Below are 15,780 nucleotides of genomic sequence, written 5' to 3'. Positions count from 1 at the left end.
TATTATTTACTCCCTAACCCAAATCTCTTGTTGTCGCTGTACTTGTGCAACCCCGGAACCACAAATTGCTGTGGCTTGCACTCTAAATAGAGATTCAGCTTCAGAGGTACCCGCGTTAAAGGTACCAATGTTTGAACATGTCATAGCACGTAATTGACAACTAGTGCCTTGTGTAACATTTGGTGTAGCACCACTTACCGTATTGGCACAAAAATCGGCCACATCTGGAGTAGTGTCGTTTAAAGGATAGAGCTGGGTTAGTGCCCACTCATTGGCAGATTGTGCAATAAACCAAGCTTTAGTTCCTAAGAATTCTCTGGTTAACGTACTTTGGTTTGACCAACTCACCTTCATTAAAGATGCGGCTAGATAGCCCATCACAATAATGACGAACAGTACGACGATCAGGACATTACCTTGCTGAGCTTTTTTATGGGACATTGAGCACCTGTACGTCTTGTTGGTAAACACTACGCTCCCCGTTTTGAGTGAACTCTAAATTGATATGCACGATACCGCCACGTTGAAGTGTTGGCTCGAGGTAATGCATATTGCTTTTAGCGGCATCGACACTTTCAGCGACAGTAGCAGGACTATTTGCTGTCGCATCTTGACGAGTCACCTGACCATTATCAAAGCAATACGTAATCTGAGAGTTATCTTTATAGATATAATGACGGCTAGATATTGAATTCGCATCAATATCATCGGCTGCGTCCTCAACAACAAACGGTTCTCCGGGAGCCTCTCTTTTTATACCAGTAAGCTTTATGCGCTGCGATATAGCAGAACTATCGGAGCCATCCGGAAAGAGGTCATAATAACGACTCGGGTTGATGACCATCCAATTTCCATTTGGGAATGTATTTGAAGATATATCATTACCAAGAAGAAACTCTAAATTTCCATCACTTAAATTGTAAAAACCAGAAAACTCGATAGGCACAAACGCTAAACAATTACTTGAGGGTTCATAAAAGCTATTTGGCACGGCATGACGAATTTCTCGCGACATTTTCTCTAGCACAAACTGCGCTTGCGTTTGCATTCGTTGGCGATCAATCGTGTCTGCGTATCCCTTCATACCTAACTGCACATAACCAGCAATACCAAGCATGATGAAGCTACCAATTACGATGGTGACGATCATTTCCATTAAGGTGAAACCACGAATTTTCATCAGTAATTACCTCTTATTGCTGTTAGTGTCAGAGGTTGAGTATTACTAGCAAAAATCGTAATCGTGACTTTTTTGTAGTTAGTGACTCCTGTCGATGGAGTAGAAGTCAGATCATCATACGCAACGCTAACTTCAACTCGGAAGTTACGGTATTTATCTTCGCTACTTGCGCCCAAGATATCTGAAATATTGCCACGGTTTGCCCCTTGGCATTGACTCGCCGTCGTTGGTGTACTCCAACAACCGATGTAATCATCAACATCGTCAAAGTTTTCGGGAATAGACTCACCAGAGTCAGGACCAAGATTGGCCGGTAGGGTGCAGGAAGTCGAGTTCTCCCCACAACGTAATAGGCCACCATCAAAGTCGCTGTTCTCATCAAAACCACGCGCCAAAATTTGCGACATAAAACTTTGCCCAAGCGCGGTTGCTCGGGTTTGGTAATGTGGCATTGCAGAGTCGCGAATTTGAGGAACAAGAAAAGAGGTAAACGCAACCATCGCAATGCCCATTAGGACAATAGCGATGATCATTTCAGCTAAGGTCATACCGAGTTGCTTTCTCATGAGCATGAACCCTCAGAGACATAACCTTGAGAGTTAATCAGCACTCGACATTGGCTTTGACCGTTTACATCACGGATAAGAATAGACACGCCACCAGAAGCAACACTCAATGGATTCCCTAACAAATCAAAGCTAATTGGGCTTGTTGCTCCAGTTAAACTGAACGTTGCAGAGTCATCTTCAACTAAATCACTTCGAGCCTCTTTCGCACTACCAGTTAATGAACATGCCTCCACTGAACCAATACAATTAGAAGAGACTTGTAACTGAAAATTATCATTGGCGGTTGAGGTATTTGACTGCATGCGATTCACCTGTACTTGGCGAATCACTGAAATAGCCTGCTCTTGAAGCGCAAACGCGGAGACACTACCTTTACCCATAAAGCGGCTAGCAGCGTAGAGAGAAAGAATGGAAAGGAGGACGATCACTAGGATCAGCTCCATTAATGTAAACCCTAATGTAGAGCTGCGAATTTTCATAACCCAACCTTAGGCTTAGGACAAGCGAAGTAAGTATACGATGAAATTATGAGAATAATGATAGGTTTATAAGTTTTAAATTCGAACTGTGAGCAAGTGTACAAATAACCGCCAAAGGTCATTTCTCTCCTTTTGAGCGCTCCAATTCTTCTTCAATTCGATCGTAAGTTTCTTTGTTGCTTAGCGTCTCAGAAACATGCTCAGCGGTTTGCTTGGTTTGCTCCCACTTCGCTTCATAAGTTTCTGGCTCGAAGCTGATAAATCTTGGTAATACCACATAACCGATCACACCTAAGATAATCAGCACAACCACAAACTCGATTGCACTTAGACCCGATGATTTACGCATATGTACTATTCCGAGATTAATCAAAATAAGGAAATAAAGGCCAGACTAGCTGACCTTTTAAAGTCAATTAGTTACATGCATCCGCTGCAACATTATTTTCTCCAGGAGTGATAACTTCACTAAATGCAGGAGTATTAGCATTAACAGCTTCAGTGTAGCGAACACAACTACCATCAAAATTTTCAATACCAATAATTAGAGTTCCTGGAGTTGTTACTGTACCAGCATCTTCATCAATTTCACGAGGGGTCGCAGTTCTGACATCCCAATCATTCTCAACACCCTGAGTTGCTTCAACGATACCAGCAGCATCAGCCGTTGGGTAACCAAGAAGAACAGTAATCCCTTCAACTTCTTGAGTTGGATCTACTGAAGCCTCTACACCGTTAATTGCAGACTTACCAAATACAATACCGGCAGCTCCATCCATAGCACCTTTTAAGCCTTGCAGTGCTGAGTTACGAGCATCATCTTGTAGGTTAAGGAAACGTGGTGCTGCAGTTACCGCTAGAATACCTAGGATTACAATTACCACTACCAATTCGATAAGGGTGAAACCACCTTGTCTTTTCATTGTTTACTCTCTCTATGTAAGCATGCAGTACAACTGCAAAGTTTCGTTTAGGTCACGCGACCATTTTGGATATTGTCAAAACGGTTTGGGGCAGCAACGTTCACTAAAACTGACCGTGAAGTGGATACTGTATCTACCGCTTGAGCAGAATGACGATTCGCCATTATTCAGTTCATGCTGCAATGAGAAAAACACATTATTGTTTACCCTCTATTACAGCGTCTTACTTATGGTAATGATTGCATTATACCGACTTTCATTACCAATTATAGTGATTAGGTGTCAAAAAATTCACTCCGCCGACATTCCGACGTCTATTTTCAGCTGATTAGCTGTTGAAATAACTATAATCGACTGACCATTTTCATAAGTATAGTGACAGACATAACGATCAGTTTTGATGGCTCCACTGATATCTATTAACTTATTGGTCATTATTTTACGTTGTGGGTAATGCACCGCTAACCAATAACCACAATCTAAAACACCTTGTTGAGTAAAGGGGGACACTAGCCCGCCCTCAGTCATGGTAAGGTTAAAACCATCCATCAGCATATGTTCTGGTTCGCCTTGTACGAGCCAAGCTTGACGATAACGCTGAACACTATCTTGCATCCAAACTCTCGCCAACTTCGCTCCGGTCACTTGCGCCTGCTCGGTAACAGGACGTAATTTGACCGCCAAGCCAACAGCAATGATGGTAGCAATTACCCCAAAAACAATTAGCGTCGCTCGACTTTGATTTTCAACCACCTATTAGCCGCCTTTGATGATGTCTAGCATTCCCCACATTGGCAAGAAGATACCCAGTGCTAGCACCATGACCATGCCTGCGACAATCACCAAAAGTAGCGGTTCTATTCTTGCGGTCAGTGTTTTTAGATCGTAATCAACTTCTCGATCGTAAAAATCCGACACTTCTAGCAGCAGCTCATCAATACGACCGGTTTCTTCCCCTACTGCAATCATCTGAATCACCAAAGGGGTAAAGATTTTACTGTTGATGGCTGTTACTGAGATGGTGCTGCCCGCTTCAATCGCGGATTTCATCTCAAGAATTCGATTTTCTAAAAAGCGGTTCCCCAGAGCTTCCCCGGCTAAAGCTAAAGACTGGTTAAGTGGAACGCCTGACTTCAGCATCAACGAGAAGGTTCTGGCAAAACGGGAAAGCTGCGCGCGATTAACGATATCGCCCACAATTGGAAGCCGAAGCCGAAACTTATCGAACTTTTCCCGACCATCAGCCGTCGCCACCCAGGCTCTGAAAACCGCAAACGCGCCAATCATTGCCACAATCAACAACACCCAATAATTAACAAAGAAATTAGAAGTAGCGATCAAAATACGCGTCGGCAGTGGTAACTCTACACCAAAGCGCGTAAACATCGATGCAAACTCAGGGATCACCAAGATATTCAATATAAACATGGCGATGGTAATAAAGATAATCACAAACGTCGGATAACGCATCGCCGCTTTGATGCGTTTGCGAGTCTCGAGTTCCTGCTCGTAGTAATTTGCCAGTTGCAATAGCGCTTGATCGAGTCGACCCGTATTCTCACCTACGTTGATCATAGAAACGAACAGTGGGCTGAATACTTTGCTGTGTTGCTGCATCGCAGAAGACAAACCTCGACCATTACTCAGTTCAGAAACGACATCTTCCAGTGCCTCTTTGAGCTGTTTGTTTTCACAATTTTGTAGCAGGCCACGCATAGAACGCAGCAACGGTACGCCCGCTTTAGTTAAGCTAAACAACTGGCGAGAGAAAAGAATGATCACTTCCAATGGAATGGCTGGCACAAATAGCTTAGACAAGCTCATTTGGCTTTTTGCCGACTCTTTCTCTAACCGCACATTGAGCGGGATGATCCCTTTGTTCATCAATGCTTCCGCCGCAGCCTCTGAGTTCACTGCTTCGATTTTGCCGTTAGTGGATGAGCCGTCTAGCGTGCGGCCTTGATAACGAAAAGTTGGCATTCACTTACCTATATGAAAATGGGATCAGTCTTACCAGAAGCGTCACCTTCACCTAGGGTCATCACTTCATCCAAACTGACGGTACCTTGTAGCGCCAGTTCCATTGCAGAAGCAAGCAGTGGCTTATAGTTTTCTGAGCGACGCGCGGCTTGGGCAAAGCCAACCGCATCATTGGCGCGCAATTTATCCATCATTTCTTGCTCAAGTTCGAGCATTTCAAACACACCAATTCGGCCTCGATAACCAGTCAAGTTACAGTTTTGACAGCCTACACCTTTATAAAAAGTGGTCCCTACTTGGTTTGGAAAACGCCCAGCTAACCACTGTTGGCGTGACTCGTCTAGATGGTCTTCTGTTTTGCAGTCTGGACAAACACGGCGAACAAGACGCTGCGCCACCACGGCTCTGACCGCACTGGCAACCAAGTAACCCGGTGCGCCCATATCGATCATGCGTAACGCACTGTCGACAGCATCATTGGTGTGAAGAGTGCTCAATACTAAGTGACCCGTTAGTGCAGCTCGCAGACCAATTTCTACCGTCTCTTGGTCACGCATCTCACCAACAAGAATGATGTCTGGGTCTTGACGCAAGAAGGTTCGAAGCACACGCGAGAAAGTCAGATCGATCTTACTGTTTACCTGTACCTGAGTGATGCGAGGCAGACGGTATTCGACCGGATCCTCTGCTGTAATGATCTTTTTCCCTGGCTCGTTGAGCTCACTTAATGCGCCGTAAAGCGTGGTGGTTTTACCTGAACCTGTCGGCCCCGTCACCAAGATCATGCCGTGCGGACGAGCCAACTGTCGACGTAAACGAGCAAGCAAATCTGGCGGCAAACCTGACTCTTCTAATGGACGCAAACCAGCAGACTGGTTAAGCAGACGCATTACCACGGACTCCCCGTATTGCGTTGGTAGCGTCGACATACGAATATCGATTGATTGACCACGCACTTTGATATTGAATCGGCCATCTTGTGGCAAGCGCTTCTCAGAGATGTCTAGGTGCGCCATCAACTTCAATCGAAGAACCAAAGCCGATGCGATATTCACTTCATTCAGGATGGTTTCATGAAGTACACCATCAATACGCTGGCGTAAGCGCAAAACCTGATCGTCTGGCTCAATATGAATATCCGATGCCCCGACTTGTACCGCATCTTCAAACATGGAATTAACCAGCTTTACAACGGTAACTTCCTCGCTGTCGGTTCCATCAATACCATAATCGAAGCTTTGCTCGTCTTTATGCTCTTCATGCAACTGTTCCGCGAAAGATGCGATTTCTTTGGTGCGGCGATAATAACGGTCAAAGCTTGAAATGAGTTGGCGCTCTGAAGCCACGATGAACTCAAGGTTGTATTCACCTAGCAAATTCATCAGTGACTCTTGGATGAATAAGTCCGCAGGGTCACTCATAGCAACGCGCAACGTGTCCCCATTTCGAGCAACCACCATCGCACGTAAGCGACGTGCGTGTACCTCTGGTAGAATCTGTACCGCTTCCGCATCCACAGGGGCGCGACCAAGATCGATCAATGGCAAACCAAGTTGTTGGGACAAGAAGTCCAACATTTGCTTCTCAGTAATAAAGCCGAGATCAATTAACGCATCGCCTAGCTTCTGCCCGGTACTACGTTGTGCGTTTAGTGCTTGCTGGATTTGTTCTTCAGAGACGATGCCTTCTTCAACCAGAAGATCGCCTAAGCGTTTTCTCAACTGAATTTTCATTGTGCATTCTCCAGCTGTTTCAAGATGCTCAAACGGTCACGAATAAACGCTTGCGATTGATTCGAAATGCCAACTTTACCCAGAGCTTGGTTGTACGAGTTGATCGCGGCGGTAAACGTCAGCGCGCGCTCTTGTTGAATCGCTAAACCTAGCCACCAGCGCGCATTTTCCGGCTCACGTTGAGTAAGGAGTTGATAACTCTCAAGCGCAATATCATTCTGCTTGTGTTTTTGTGCCAATGCCGCACGCATCGCCAAGTAATCTCGACTTGGTATTGGAGGCAAATGCACAAGCGGACTCAGCGCCGCTTCAGGTTGATTAGCTTTCACTAACAACTTAGACAAGGCCAAACGAAGTACTTGGTTGTTCGTGTCAAGGTTGATCCCTTCTTGGATAATCTCATACGCTTTACGCGTGTCGCCTTTGCCAAAGTACAACGCCGATAATTTTTGACGCGTGTCTGCATTCATTGGCTCATAACGTAACGCCTCAGCATAAGCCGACAACGCCGTTTGCATATCGTTAGCATCCAGTGCTTTTTCCGCTCGGCTAACCGCTTTAAGAGATAACTGGCGGTGCGTCAGCTCAACCTGCTCAATACGCATTGAACTGTTTTCTGCTGTCGTGCGGGTTACGTGATTAGATTGCTCATCGCTTGGCATCGTTGCCACTTGCGCGAGTAGCACTGCATCTTCAGAGACCGCATTTACCTCCGCTCTTGGCGTGAACCTATCAGTCTCAGGCATATGAAGCTGTTGCGCAGCCGGTTGTGTCACTGGCTTCGTGTAAACCACATGGGCTGTCTCGGGCGTCATTTTACTCGTTGGCGAATGAGTACGCTCTGATGATGTGATTGACGAAGCATTCACTGACGACAATGGCATGGTTTCTGTTTGAGCAGATGAAAGCTCGCCTGAAGGGATAGGACCGCGAGAGACCGCCCAGCCGCCCACCGCAAGGCTTAACGAGAAACCAGCAACGAGCCAAAGCCAAGGTTTACTGCGTGAAACGTTGGGAATGTCCGCACGAGTAAGCTCTGACGGTGATGTTTTTTCAGCGAGTTCTGATAATGCTTTATTGATGGCACTCAAGGTTGACTCCATCCCCAAAATACGGGTGTTTTAAACTTAGGTTTACGGGCATCAAACGTATCGTGCATAGCTGCGTAAACGTGATGATTTTTTAATAGTGTGCAACGATCATTAAATGCCGCAAGCAACGACTTGTGGCTAATTTGGTTGATCAAACGTGGAATCCCCATGGATGAACGCCAAATCGCTTTTTTCTGCTCAATAGAAAAAATGTGCGCTCCATTGCCTGCCTTGTCTAAACGATTATTGATGTAAGCCACGCCTTCATCGATAGAAAGAGGACGCAGCTGACAACTAAACGTAATACGTTGACGAAACTGCCTTAGCTCGTGGCTGGCTAACCGCTCATCCAACTCAGGTTGTCCGAATAACACCAGTTGAATGAGTTTATCTTGTTCCGTTTCTAGGTTACCGAACAGACGCAATGTTTCTAAAGCTTGTGGAGAAAGAGCTTGCGCTTCATCGACGATCAAGACGGTTTTCTTTCCCGCAGAATGCACTTGAATCAGGTGTTCTTGAATGAGAGAAACAATACGTAGCGGGTCATCGTTCTCGATGCCTAACTCTCTGGCGACAGCAAACTGCAACTGCTCTCCATTCAAAACTGGATTAGGTAAGTAAATCAGCTCGACTTCAGATTCAATCTGCTCAATTAACTTACGACACACCATGGTTTTTCCGGTGCCGACTTCTCCCGTCACCTTAATCACCCCTTCTCCCATTTGCACAGCGGCTAAAATGGTTTGGATCGCCTCATAGTGAGGGACTAACCCCAAGAACATTTCTGTGTTTGGGGTTAACGAAAAAGGCTGAACTCGAAATCCAAAATGTGACAAGTACATACTCGAATCACAAACTCATTGAAAAACGGAACCTTTCCCCGCGCTTATTGCGCATCTGGGAACCACTCTTGCAGCAGATCACGAGAGCGCTCTAGCTCTTTCTGCCAAGAGTTCACACCAACTACGGTCGGTTTTAGCAAGATGACCAATTCTGTTTTCTCAGTCACGTTATTTACGTTGCGGAACAAATGCCCCAATGCGGGCACATCGCCCAAGAATGGAACTTTAGAAACAAGCTCACGATTTTGCTGTTTCATCAAACCGCCGATAACCACAACATCGCCATCTTTAGCACGAATAACCGAGTCTGATTCACGAATAGAGCTTTTTGCCAATGGCAATTGGATGTTTTGGAACTCACCGCCCAAGTTCAATTTCTTCACTTCTTCCGAGACTTCAATAACCGCAGGGTGAACATGCAGGAACACATTACCTTTGTTATCAATTTGCGGAGTCACATCGAGAGAGATACCTGAGAAGAATGGTGTCAATTCCACTTCTGGAACGGCATTTGAGTTTTCACCGTTGCCTGCATTGCTCGATAGCTCGGTAACAAAGTACTCATCGGTACCCACTTTGATGACCGACTTTTGGTTGTTGGCAGCGGTAATACGAGGGCTTGAAAGAACGTTCAAGTCACCTTGCGTAGACATAAAACTCAACACAGCATTGAAGTTGCCATCAGAGATAGTCACGTTGGTTTGGCCACCCAATAGCGTGCCAATCGCATCCAACGGTGGTAATGCCGACGCAGGGCGGTTCACGACGACACTACCCGAGTTACCAATTGACGCCGATAAGTTCGACCAGTTGATGCCTTGTTGGTAGCCATCATTCAACGTCACTTCTAGAATTTTAGCTTCAAGAATGACCTGACGCTGCATGCGCTCCTGCGATACACCTAAGAACTCACGGACTTCTCGAATATCATCTGGAAACGCTCGAACCGTAATCACTCCTGCTTGAGGTGTTACGACAACGCTTTGTCCTTTGCCTGAACCAATTAGATTCGCAACGGCTTGCTGCAGCATCGGCCAGAAGTCACTTTCAGTGATGGTTTCGATGCGCGTACCGCCCGTAGAAGTCGTCGAGCTATCGCCGCTGTTACTTCCATTGTCAGAGTCTGATGAGTCAGAACTGTCTGAGCTACCGCCAGAATTAGACGTACCAGCCGAGGTCACTGAGCCCGTGACAATGCTCGTCAATGATCGACCAGAGCGTTTGAACTGGAGGTAATCAACAGGAATGGTTACCGTACGCATACCAGCAGGGTAGATTTGAATAACTTTGCCAGACTTCACCACATCATAGCCATACATGTTCTGTACAACGTTCAGGACTTCATCCAACGTAACATCTGACAAGTTGACGGTGATATTACCTTGTACCGCTGGATGAATCGCCACGCTGTACTCAGTGCCTTTGACTAGCGAGGCAAAAAAGCTTCGTGCATCGACCGCATTCGCTTGAATACGGAAACGCTTCGAGGTACCTTGCTCTGAAGCAACATTCGAATCTAAGTTAGGCATCAGGTCCGCTTCGACAGAAGAAGGAATTTCTTCTAACGTGCGGCTGTTCGCTTGATTGATAGATTCATTGAGCGCTTCTTTGACTTCCACTGGGTCACGATGACCCATTGAACATCCCATTAAAGAAGCAATCGTTATTCCTACAACTAATTTGCGCATATCTGATCAGGCTCTGGTTATTATTTTTTTACGTTTAAACCAAAAAGCTCTAGGTTCCACTGACGGTTACCACGCTTTAAAGTTACAAATTCACTATTAATGCTCGCGACGCGATAACCTTTAAATAGCTCGCCTTTTTCAACAAGCTTGTTATCCATAATCGCGACACAAGCAGTACTTGGCTTACACACAATACTGTTGAGCGTAGGCAGTCGGTACTGTTTTGCTTTTGGTTTCGCTGACGTTTCAACCGCAGGCTTTTCCCAGCCAAGTGGTGCCGTTGGATCTTGGTTCGCCCAAGCAGTTCCTGCCGCAGCCATGACAAGTAATGAGATGATGAGTTTTTTAACCACCAATAAACTCCTCTCGAGATCCTAGTGTGTAGACTTCCAACACAAGCTTCGCTTTCGGGTACTCTTCGACTTTGTAACTAAAGCTGCGCCAATAATAACTGGCAGGAAGGCTCTCCAACTTATTTAGATAATTGGCAATAGAAAAGTAGTCGCCAGTCAGCTCCATGCGTACAGGGTGCACGTAGTAACCAGAGTATTGCGATGCTTCTTTATCTTCCGTAATTGGCTCAGATGGCAAAGTTTGCAAAGACAAAAGGTGAATGCCACTTTGCTGCTCTAATACATTTTCCAGCAGCTCAGCCATTTGCGAAGGTGTAATAAGGTGTTCGATGATCTCCGCTAGCTGCATCGAAAGGTGCTGACTTTCTGTTAGCAGGTTAGATATCGCGCGATCAATCTCAGCGTTTGGATCTTTCTTCAGCTGCGCTTGAATACGTAGCGTGTCGATTTCAATCTTTTGATTGGCTTGCTTTAAATTGCTTAGTTGCCTCTCATTACTGATGATCTCGTTAAGCTTTGGTTCCAGTACCAGCGTAAAAAGCAACATGATCACGACAACTAAACCACACAGCGCGATAAGCACTTTTTCACGCGCGCTCATTTCGCCAAAGCGCTCTTCTAATGAGAGCCAGAATTCGTTCATTTCTCTTTATCCTCGCGCGTTTTTAGTTCAAACGTCACAATATCCTTATCATTTCGGCCAATTTTGACGTCGTCAAATGTCCGGCCAACCAAGCTAATTTCATTTTTAAATTGGTTAACCCAACTTGGTACTGAGCTCGGTTTTTTCGCCAGTCCCTTCAGATCTAAGGTATAGTTATTGATTCGAATTTCGGACAAAGAAATTTCTTGGTTTCCTAGCTTCGCTAATGATTGCATCACGCCAGAGTAACCCGTGCGCTGCGAATCATCGTATTTCCCAACGGCTTTAAGCGAGTCTCGCTTCGCCTTGACTTCACGCTCTAAGCGGGCTTTAGCTGCCAGCTTATTATTGTCGGGTTGATGCTTACGTAGCTTGACTTGATAGCGTTCAAGCTCTGACCTCATGATATCGCCTTTGCTTTTTACAATAGCAATTTCATCTTCTAAACCACTGCTCTGCCAAGTCACATAGCCGTAAGAGAGTAGAATGGCCGCAGCCGCGACACCCCAAGATAACGCGATATTTTTTAGTGTCAGGAGCTCTTTTTTCGGCTTTAAGTAATCAGGATATAAGTTAACGCGTCGAGTATTAGAAGCCGCAGCGGCATCTGCTAAAACGTGCCCTGACAGCTCATGTTCTGGTGGTAATAACGGAGAAACTTTAGTGCTTAAACGGTAGTTTAGAGACTGAACAAGCTCACTCTCATCCTCCTCATCACAACACACTTTCAATTGATGCAGCTGCACATGGCGCAACTGAGAAGAAAGATAATCAATCGAACGTTGCAGTTCTAACGAGAGGCTATCCATCTGTAACTCGCTAGACGGAACCCCCGTTAACGGTGGCGTCACACTTCGAATCGAACGATGAAACGCGATAGTATTTTCGACAAAAGCGCTAATACGGAAGTGACCACGCACACTGCGTTGTAATAATAGGAAGTTACCTAGTTCACCTGCGGTCTCTCCCCAAATGTCGTCTTCAGGAAGAATAGCTTCTAATGGCAACTGGGCGCGACTAGCCAGTAACACGATCTTATCCAACATTTTTCGAGATAAGACGTAAGCTTGCACTTTGGTTGAATTGGGTAGCTCTACCGCATCGGCAATAATGTCAACGGCACGCTCAGAGATCAGTTCTTTCAACAAAAACGGTAATGCTGCAGGCCATTCTTGGCGCGGCATGACAGGTTTGTCGATTTGATACATCTGATAATAGTTATGAGAAAGGACAACCGTCAGAGAATCATACGCACTCGCAGCAACGCTCAATGCTTGCTCTACGGCTTTCTCCCAATTGGATTCAGAAATATCAAATTGGTATGGGCGGCCACTTTTTATTGAAGATGATAAATAAACGCCGTCTGGCTGAATAACCAAAAAGCAGGAACGACCACCACCAGATGATCGTTTGAGCTTGTCGAGTAGTGCTTTGAAATCCATGATTATTATCTTTATTTTTTACGCCAGCGATTTCGTCTTCCCAATTTCACTTGGGATTCTGATTGAGAACTTGGCAATGCTTGTGGACGAGGAAGAAACTGCTGCTCTGCAGAAAAGTAGCGCCCTTGCCCACCATAAACCCCGAGCTCAATTAACGTGTTGAGCTCGTTTTGATTCTCAATTCCCACTGCTATGATTTTAGTTTTACTGTTTGCCGCCGCACCTAGCATGCTGCGGACAAATAGCTGGTTCTCATGTCGCTGGTCGATTTTTGCTACTAAACTGCGATGAAGTTTAAGGTAACGAATATCCACTTCTTTTAAATAGTGAGTGCTGACGATGGTTCGTCCAGCCTGCCCAACCATTAAGTGGCACCCTAAACCGGCCAGCATTTTAGCGACTGGTCGCATAAAGTCTAAGTGTCTTACAAATTGTGCTTCAACAAACTCAAAACTGAGACACTTTCTCTGTTCACGTGACAACTGTAAGAGTTCATCACGAAACCATTTAAAGTACTCTCGGTTAGAAAAAGGCGTTACATTCAAATTGAGCGCATACGATCTTGAGTTATCAAAATTATCCTTAAATTCTCTTAAGAATTTATTAATAACTGACTTATCCATTTGCGCTTCATAACCAACCTGTCTGATCGCAGAAATAAACCGAGACGCTTTAACAATGCCATTCTCAGGATCGCGAATCCGACATGTTAACTCTTCATATAATGATTTTTTATGCGTCGCGTCACTTATTGGGTACACAGATTGTGCGTAGAGTATCACACTTTCTGGTGTAAGTGCTGTGTCAAATAACGTTCTCCACCTCACACTTCCGCGAGCTTCTTCATCGTGGTTCCATTTTTTGAAGCGACTCCAATTATTGTTATTTTGTAGTTGCGCACTACGCAAAGCTGTCTCTGCTTCATCGATGATTTGGCTGTGTCGCTCACCCTCTTTATAAGTAGTGATGCCGATATGGCACCAGTTGTCTGGATCAAGTGGCTCTGGCGGCATTAATTTTTCTAACTGGCGAATGCATTGTGATGCCAAATTAGCCACATCTTTGGCACTTTGATGCGGCAGAAATAACGCAAAATCAGCATCGTAATAACGAGAAAACACAACATCAGGGTATCGCTGAACTAAGTTGGATAATAAACTCCCAACTTCAACAATAAACTCATCCGTAATTTGCTTATCTTGCTCTTCTTCAACCAACTTCCAATCTTGAATGCGCACCAGCAACACGGCACCGCGAGCCCCACTTTCTAGCAACGCCGATTCCAGTTTGCTATCAAACAGCACTCGATTGGCGGTACCTGTTAACTTATCAAGGAAGGTTTGAGTTCGAATAAAGGTATCAAATCGGCTTCGCTCTTGACGCGCATCTTGTAACTCTTCAATTAATACATCGAGCGCTTCACTGGCAGTATAAGGCCATTCTTTTTTGTCACCTTTTGCATACTGCTCTACCCGACCAGCAAGGATCATCCTGCCTCGCTCTTCGAGCATTTCAGAGCCTTCTAATTGCTCCTTAAGCCACGCAACACCGCGCATTAAACAGAAGATGATCAGGATAACGGCAAGCGTGATCGACCAAAGCGCCTGCATTGAGTAGCTGTAACCTAAGTAAGGCGGGATCGCTTTAAAATGAATCGTGTAATCTTGATTGTGAGTCAGTTGGTATTCTGTCTCAAACAAGACTGACGCTTCCATTTGATGAGAAGTATCTTTGAAGCGATAAACAACCGCATTGTTGGTCGACAATGTCATTTCGACAATATTGGAAGCCTGCAGCATTTTCGGCATCCAGCGCTGCATAGAATAAGCGGCGTCAGGATCTTCCATCTCCTTGTCGACCACCTCTACGATCCCTTCTAAATAATGGGTGAGATATTCCTGCCCAAGACGTTTAAAAGAGAGGGTGCCACCGACAAACAAGATAAACATGGCGCAGATGACGATCATGGTGACAAAAGCCACCAGCCGTGTGCTTAACTTAAGAGTTGGGGTATACCTCATGAATACCAAATTCCTTTTTTATTCATCATATACCTTATTGAAATATTTATACTTGATAAGAGTTCATCAAACAATCGGATTCGTCTGATAGTGAGAGGCTGGAGCATAAAGAACATCACACTCATTGATAAGTTTTATTGTTACGCCTAACCTTGCTGAGATAAGCCTTTGAGATCATTAGATAGTGACAATAAAAAAGACCGCGATATTCGCGGCCTTTTCGATTCAAGCATAAGCAGAATTTAGAACGGGATATCGTCGTCAAAATCCATTGGTGGTTCATTGTACTGCTGCTGTGGTTGCTGCGGAGCCTGCTGTTGTTGCTGTTGCTGAGGCGCATTGTACTGCTGCTGAGCTGGTTGTTGAGGCTGACCCCATCCACCTTGCTGCTGCTGTTGACCGCCCATTGGTGCGCCGCCACCTTGACCACGGCCGCCAAGCATTTGCATCACGCCGTTGAAGCCTTGAACAACGACTTCAGTTGAGTAGCGATCTTGACCGCTTTGGTCTTGCCATTTACGAGTTTGCAGTTGGCCTTCAATGTATACTTGAGAACCTTTACGCAAGTACTCACCTGCTACTTCCGCAAGTTTGCCGAACAACACAACACGGTGCCATTCCGTTTTTTCGCGCTGTTCGCCAGTCGCTTTATCACGCCATGAATCAGAAGTCGCAATAGTAATGTTTGCTACTGCACCGCCGTTCGGCATGTAACGAATTTCAGGGTCGTTACCTAGATTCCCCACCAAAATAACTTTGTTAATTCCACGGCTGGCCATGATGTGCTCCGTTTCACTCTGGATATATAAAATTTTAGCGCATTAGAATAGCACGCT

17 protein-coding genes are annotated in these 15,780 nt (G+C 45.3%); all 17 read right to left on the bottom strand.

Annotated elements, in window-relative coordinates; translation table 11 throughout:
• Positions 1 to 6 precede the first annotated feature (6 nt).
• Positions 7 to 441: a hypothetical protein gene (locus LIX84_RS20715; protein WP_031776236.1), complete on the bottom strand. Its 435-nt coding sequence runs from the start codon at positions 439 to 441 to the stop codon at positions 7 to 9.
• A complete protein-coding gene (locus LIX84_RS20710) occupies positions 431 to 1,180 on the bottom strand; it encodes a PilW family protein (RefSeq protein ID WP_226422103.1) in 750 nt (249 codons plus the stop codon). Before LIX84_RS20710 ends, LIX84_RS20715 begins: the two co-directional genes overlap by 11 nt.
• The gene (locus tag LIX84_RS20705; protein ID WP_226422102.1) at positions 1,180 to 1,746 is read right to left on the bottom strand and encodes a type II secretion system protein; all 567 of its coding nucleotides are present in this window, start codon (positions 1,744 to 1,746) and stop codon (positions 1,180 to 1,182) included. Before LIX84_RS20705 ends, LIX84_RS20710 begins: the two co-directional genes overlap by 1 nt.
• On the bottom strand, positions 1,743 to 2,228 hold the full coding sequence (locus tag LIX84_RS20700) for a type II secretion system protein (RefSeq protein WP_226422101.1): 486 nt from the start codon (positions 2,226 to 2,228) through the stop codon (positions 1,743 to 1,745). The genes LIX84_RS20705 and LIX84_RS20700 overlap by 4 nt, the downstream gene beginning before the upstream one ends.
• Positions 2,229 to 2,346: 118 nt before the next feature.
• A complete protein-coding gene (locus LIX84_RS20695; RefSeq protein WP_005432800.1) occupies positions 2,347 to 2,577 on the bottom strand; it encodes a type II secretion system protein in 231 nt (76 codons plus the stop codon).
• Positions 2,578 to 2,644: 67 nt separating this feature from the next.
• Positions 2,645 to 3,151, bottom strand: a complete 507-nt coding sequence (locus tag LIX84_RS20690; RefSeq protein WP_226422100.1) for a prepilin-type N-terminal cleavage/methylation domain-containing protein — start codon at positions 3,149 to 3,151, stop codon at positions 2,645 to 2,647.
• A gap of 291 nt (positions 3,152 to 3,442) precedes the next feature.
• A complete protein-coding gene (locus LIX84_RS20685; protein WP_226422099.1) occupies positions 3,443 to 3,904 on the bottom strand; it encodes an MSHA biogenesis protein MshF in 462 nt (153 codons plus the stop codon).
• A 3-nt stretch (positions 3,905 to 3,907) separates the two neighbouring features.
• Positions 3,908 to 5,131 (bottom strand): type II secretion system F family protein, encoded by a 1,224-nt coding sequence (locus tag LIX84_RS20680; RefSeq protein ID WP_048626840.1) that lies wholly within the window; start codon positions 5,129 to 5,131, stop codon positions 3,908 to 3,910.
• Between the two features lie 8 nt (positions 5,132 to 5,139).
• The gene (locus tag LIX84_RS20675) at positions 5,140 to 6,864 is read right to left on the bottom strand and encodes a GspE/PulE family protein (RefSeq protein ID WP_226422098.1); all 1,725 of its coding nucleotides are present in this window, start codon (positions 6,862 to 6,864) and stop codon (positions 5,140 to 5,142) included.
• Complete coding sequence (locus tag LIX84_RS20670; protein WP_012841371.1) at positions 6,861 to 7,955, bottom strand: tetratricopeptide repeat protein; 1,095 nt, start codon at positions 7,953 to 7,955, stop codon at positions 6,861 to 6,863. Before LIX84_RS20670 ends, LIX84_RS20675 begins: the two co-directional genes overlap by 4 nt.
• Positions 7,952 to 8,797 (bottom strand): ExeA family protein, encoded by an 846-nt coding sequence (locus LIX84_RS20665; protein WP_046873590.1) that lies wholly within the window; start codon positions 8,795 to 8,797, stop codon positions 7,952 to 7,954. The genes LIX84_RS20670 and LIX84_RS20665 overlap by 4 nt, the downstream gene beginning before the upstream one ends.
• Before the next feature lie 44 nt (positions 8,798 to 8,841).
• Complete coding sequence (gene mshL, locus LIX84_RS20660; protein ID WP_226422097.1) at positions 8,842 to 10,485, bottom strand: pilus (MSHA type) biogenesis protein MshL; 1,644 nt, start codon at positions 10,483 to 10,485, stop codon at positions 8,842 to 8,844.
• Positions 10,486 to 10,505: 20 nt separating this feature from the next.
• On the bottom strand, positions 10,506 to 10,838 hold the full coding sequence (locus LIX84_RS20655; RefSeq protein WP_226422096.1) for an MSHA biogenesis protein MshK: 333 nt from the start codon (positions 10,836 to 10,838) through the stop codon (positions 10,506 to 10,508).
• The gene (gene gspM / locus LIX84_RS20650; RefSeq protein WP_104974757.1) at positions 10,831 to 11,481 is read right to left on the bottom strand and encodes a type II secretion system protein GspM; all 651 of its coding nucleotides are present in this window, start codon (positions 11,479 to 11,481) and stop codon (positions 10,831 to 10,833) included. The genes LIX84_RS20655 and gspM overlap by 8 nt, the downstream gene beginning before the upstream one ends.
• Positions 11,478 to 12,923 carry an MSHA biogenesis protein MshI gene (locus LIX84_RS20645; protein ID WP_226422095.1) on the bottom strand — a complete coding sequence of 482 codons (1,446 nt, stop codon included), beginning with the start codon at positions 12,921 to 12,923 and terminating at the stop codon, positions 11,478 to 11,480. The genes gspM and LIX84_RS20645 overlap by 4 nt, the downstream gene beginning before the upstream one ends.
• A gap of 11 nt (positions 12,924 to 12,934) precedes the next feature.
• Complete coding sequence (csrD, locus tag LIX84_RS20640) at positions 12,935 to 14,944, bottom strand: RNase E specificity factor CsrD (RefSeq protein WP_226422094.1); 2,010 nt, start codon at positions 14,942 to 14,944, stop codon at positions 12,935 to 12,937.
• Positions 14,945 to 15,186: 242 nt separating this feature from the next.
• Positions 15,187 to 15,723 carry a single-stranded DNA-binding protein gene (locus LIX84_RS20635; RefSeq protein WP_012841367.1) on the bottom strand — a complete coding sequence of 179 codons (537 nt, stop codon included), beginning with the start codon at positions 15,721 to 15,723 and terminating at the stop codon, positions 15,187 to 15,189.
• Between the last annotated feature and the right edge of the window lie 57 nt (positions 15,724 to 15,780).

The organism is Vibrio sp. E14 (assembly GCF_020515785.1).
GTDB lineage: Bacteria > Pseudomonadota > Gammaproteobacteria > Enterobacterales > Vibrionaceae > Vibrio > Vibrio diabolicus.
This window is presented reverse-complemented; position numbering and strand designations above follow the sequence as displayed.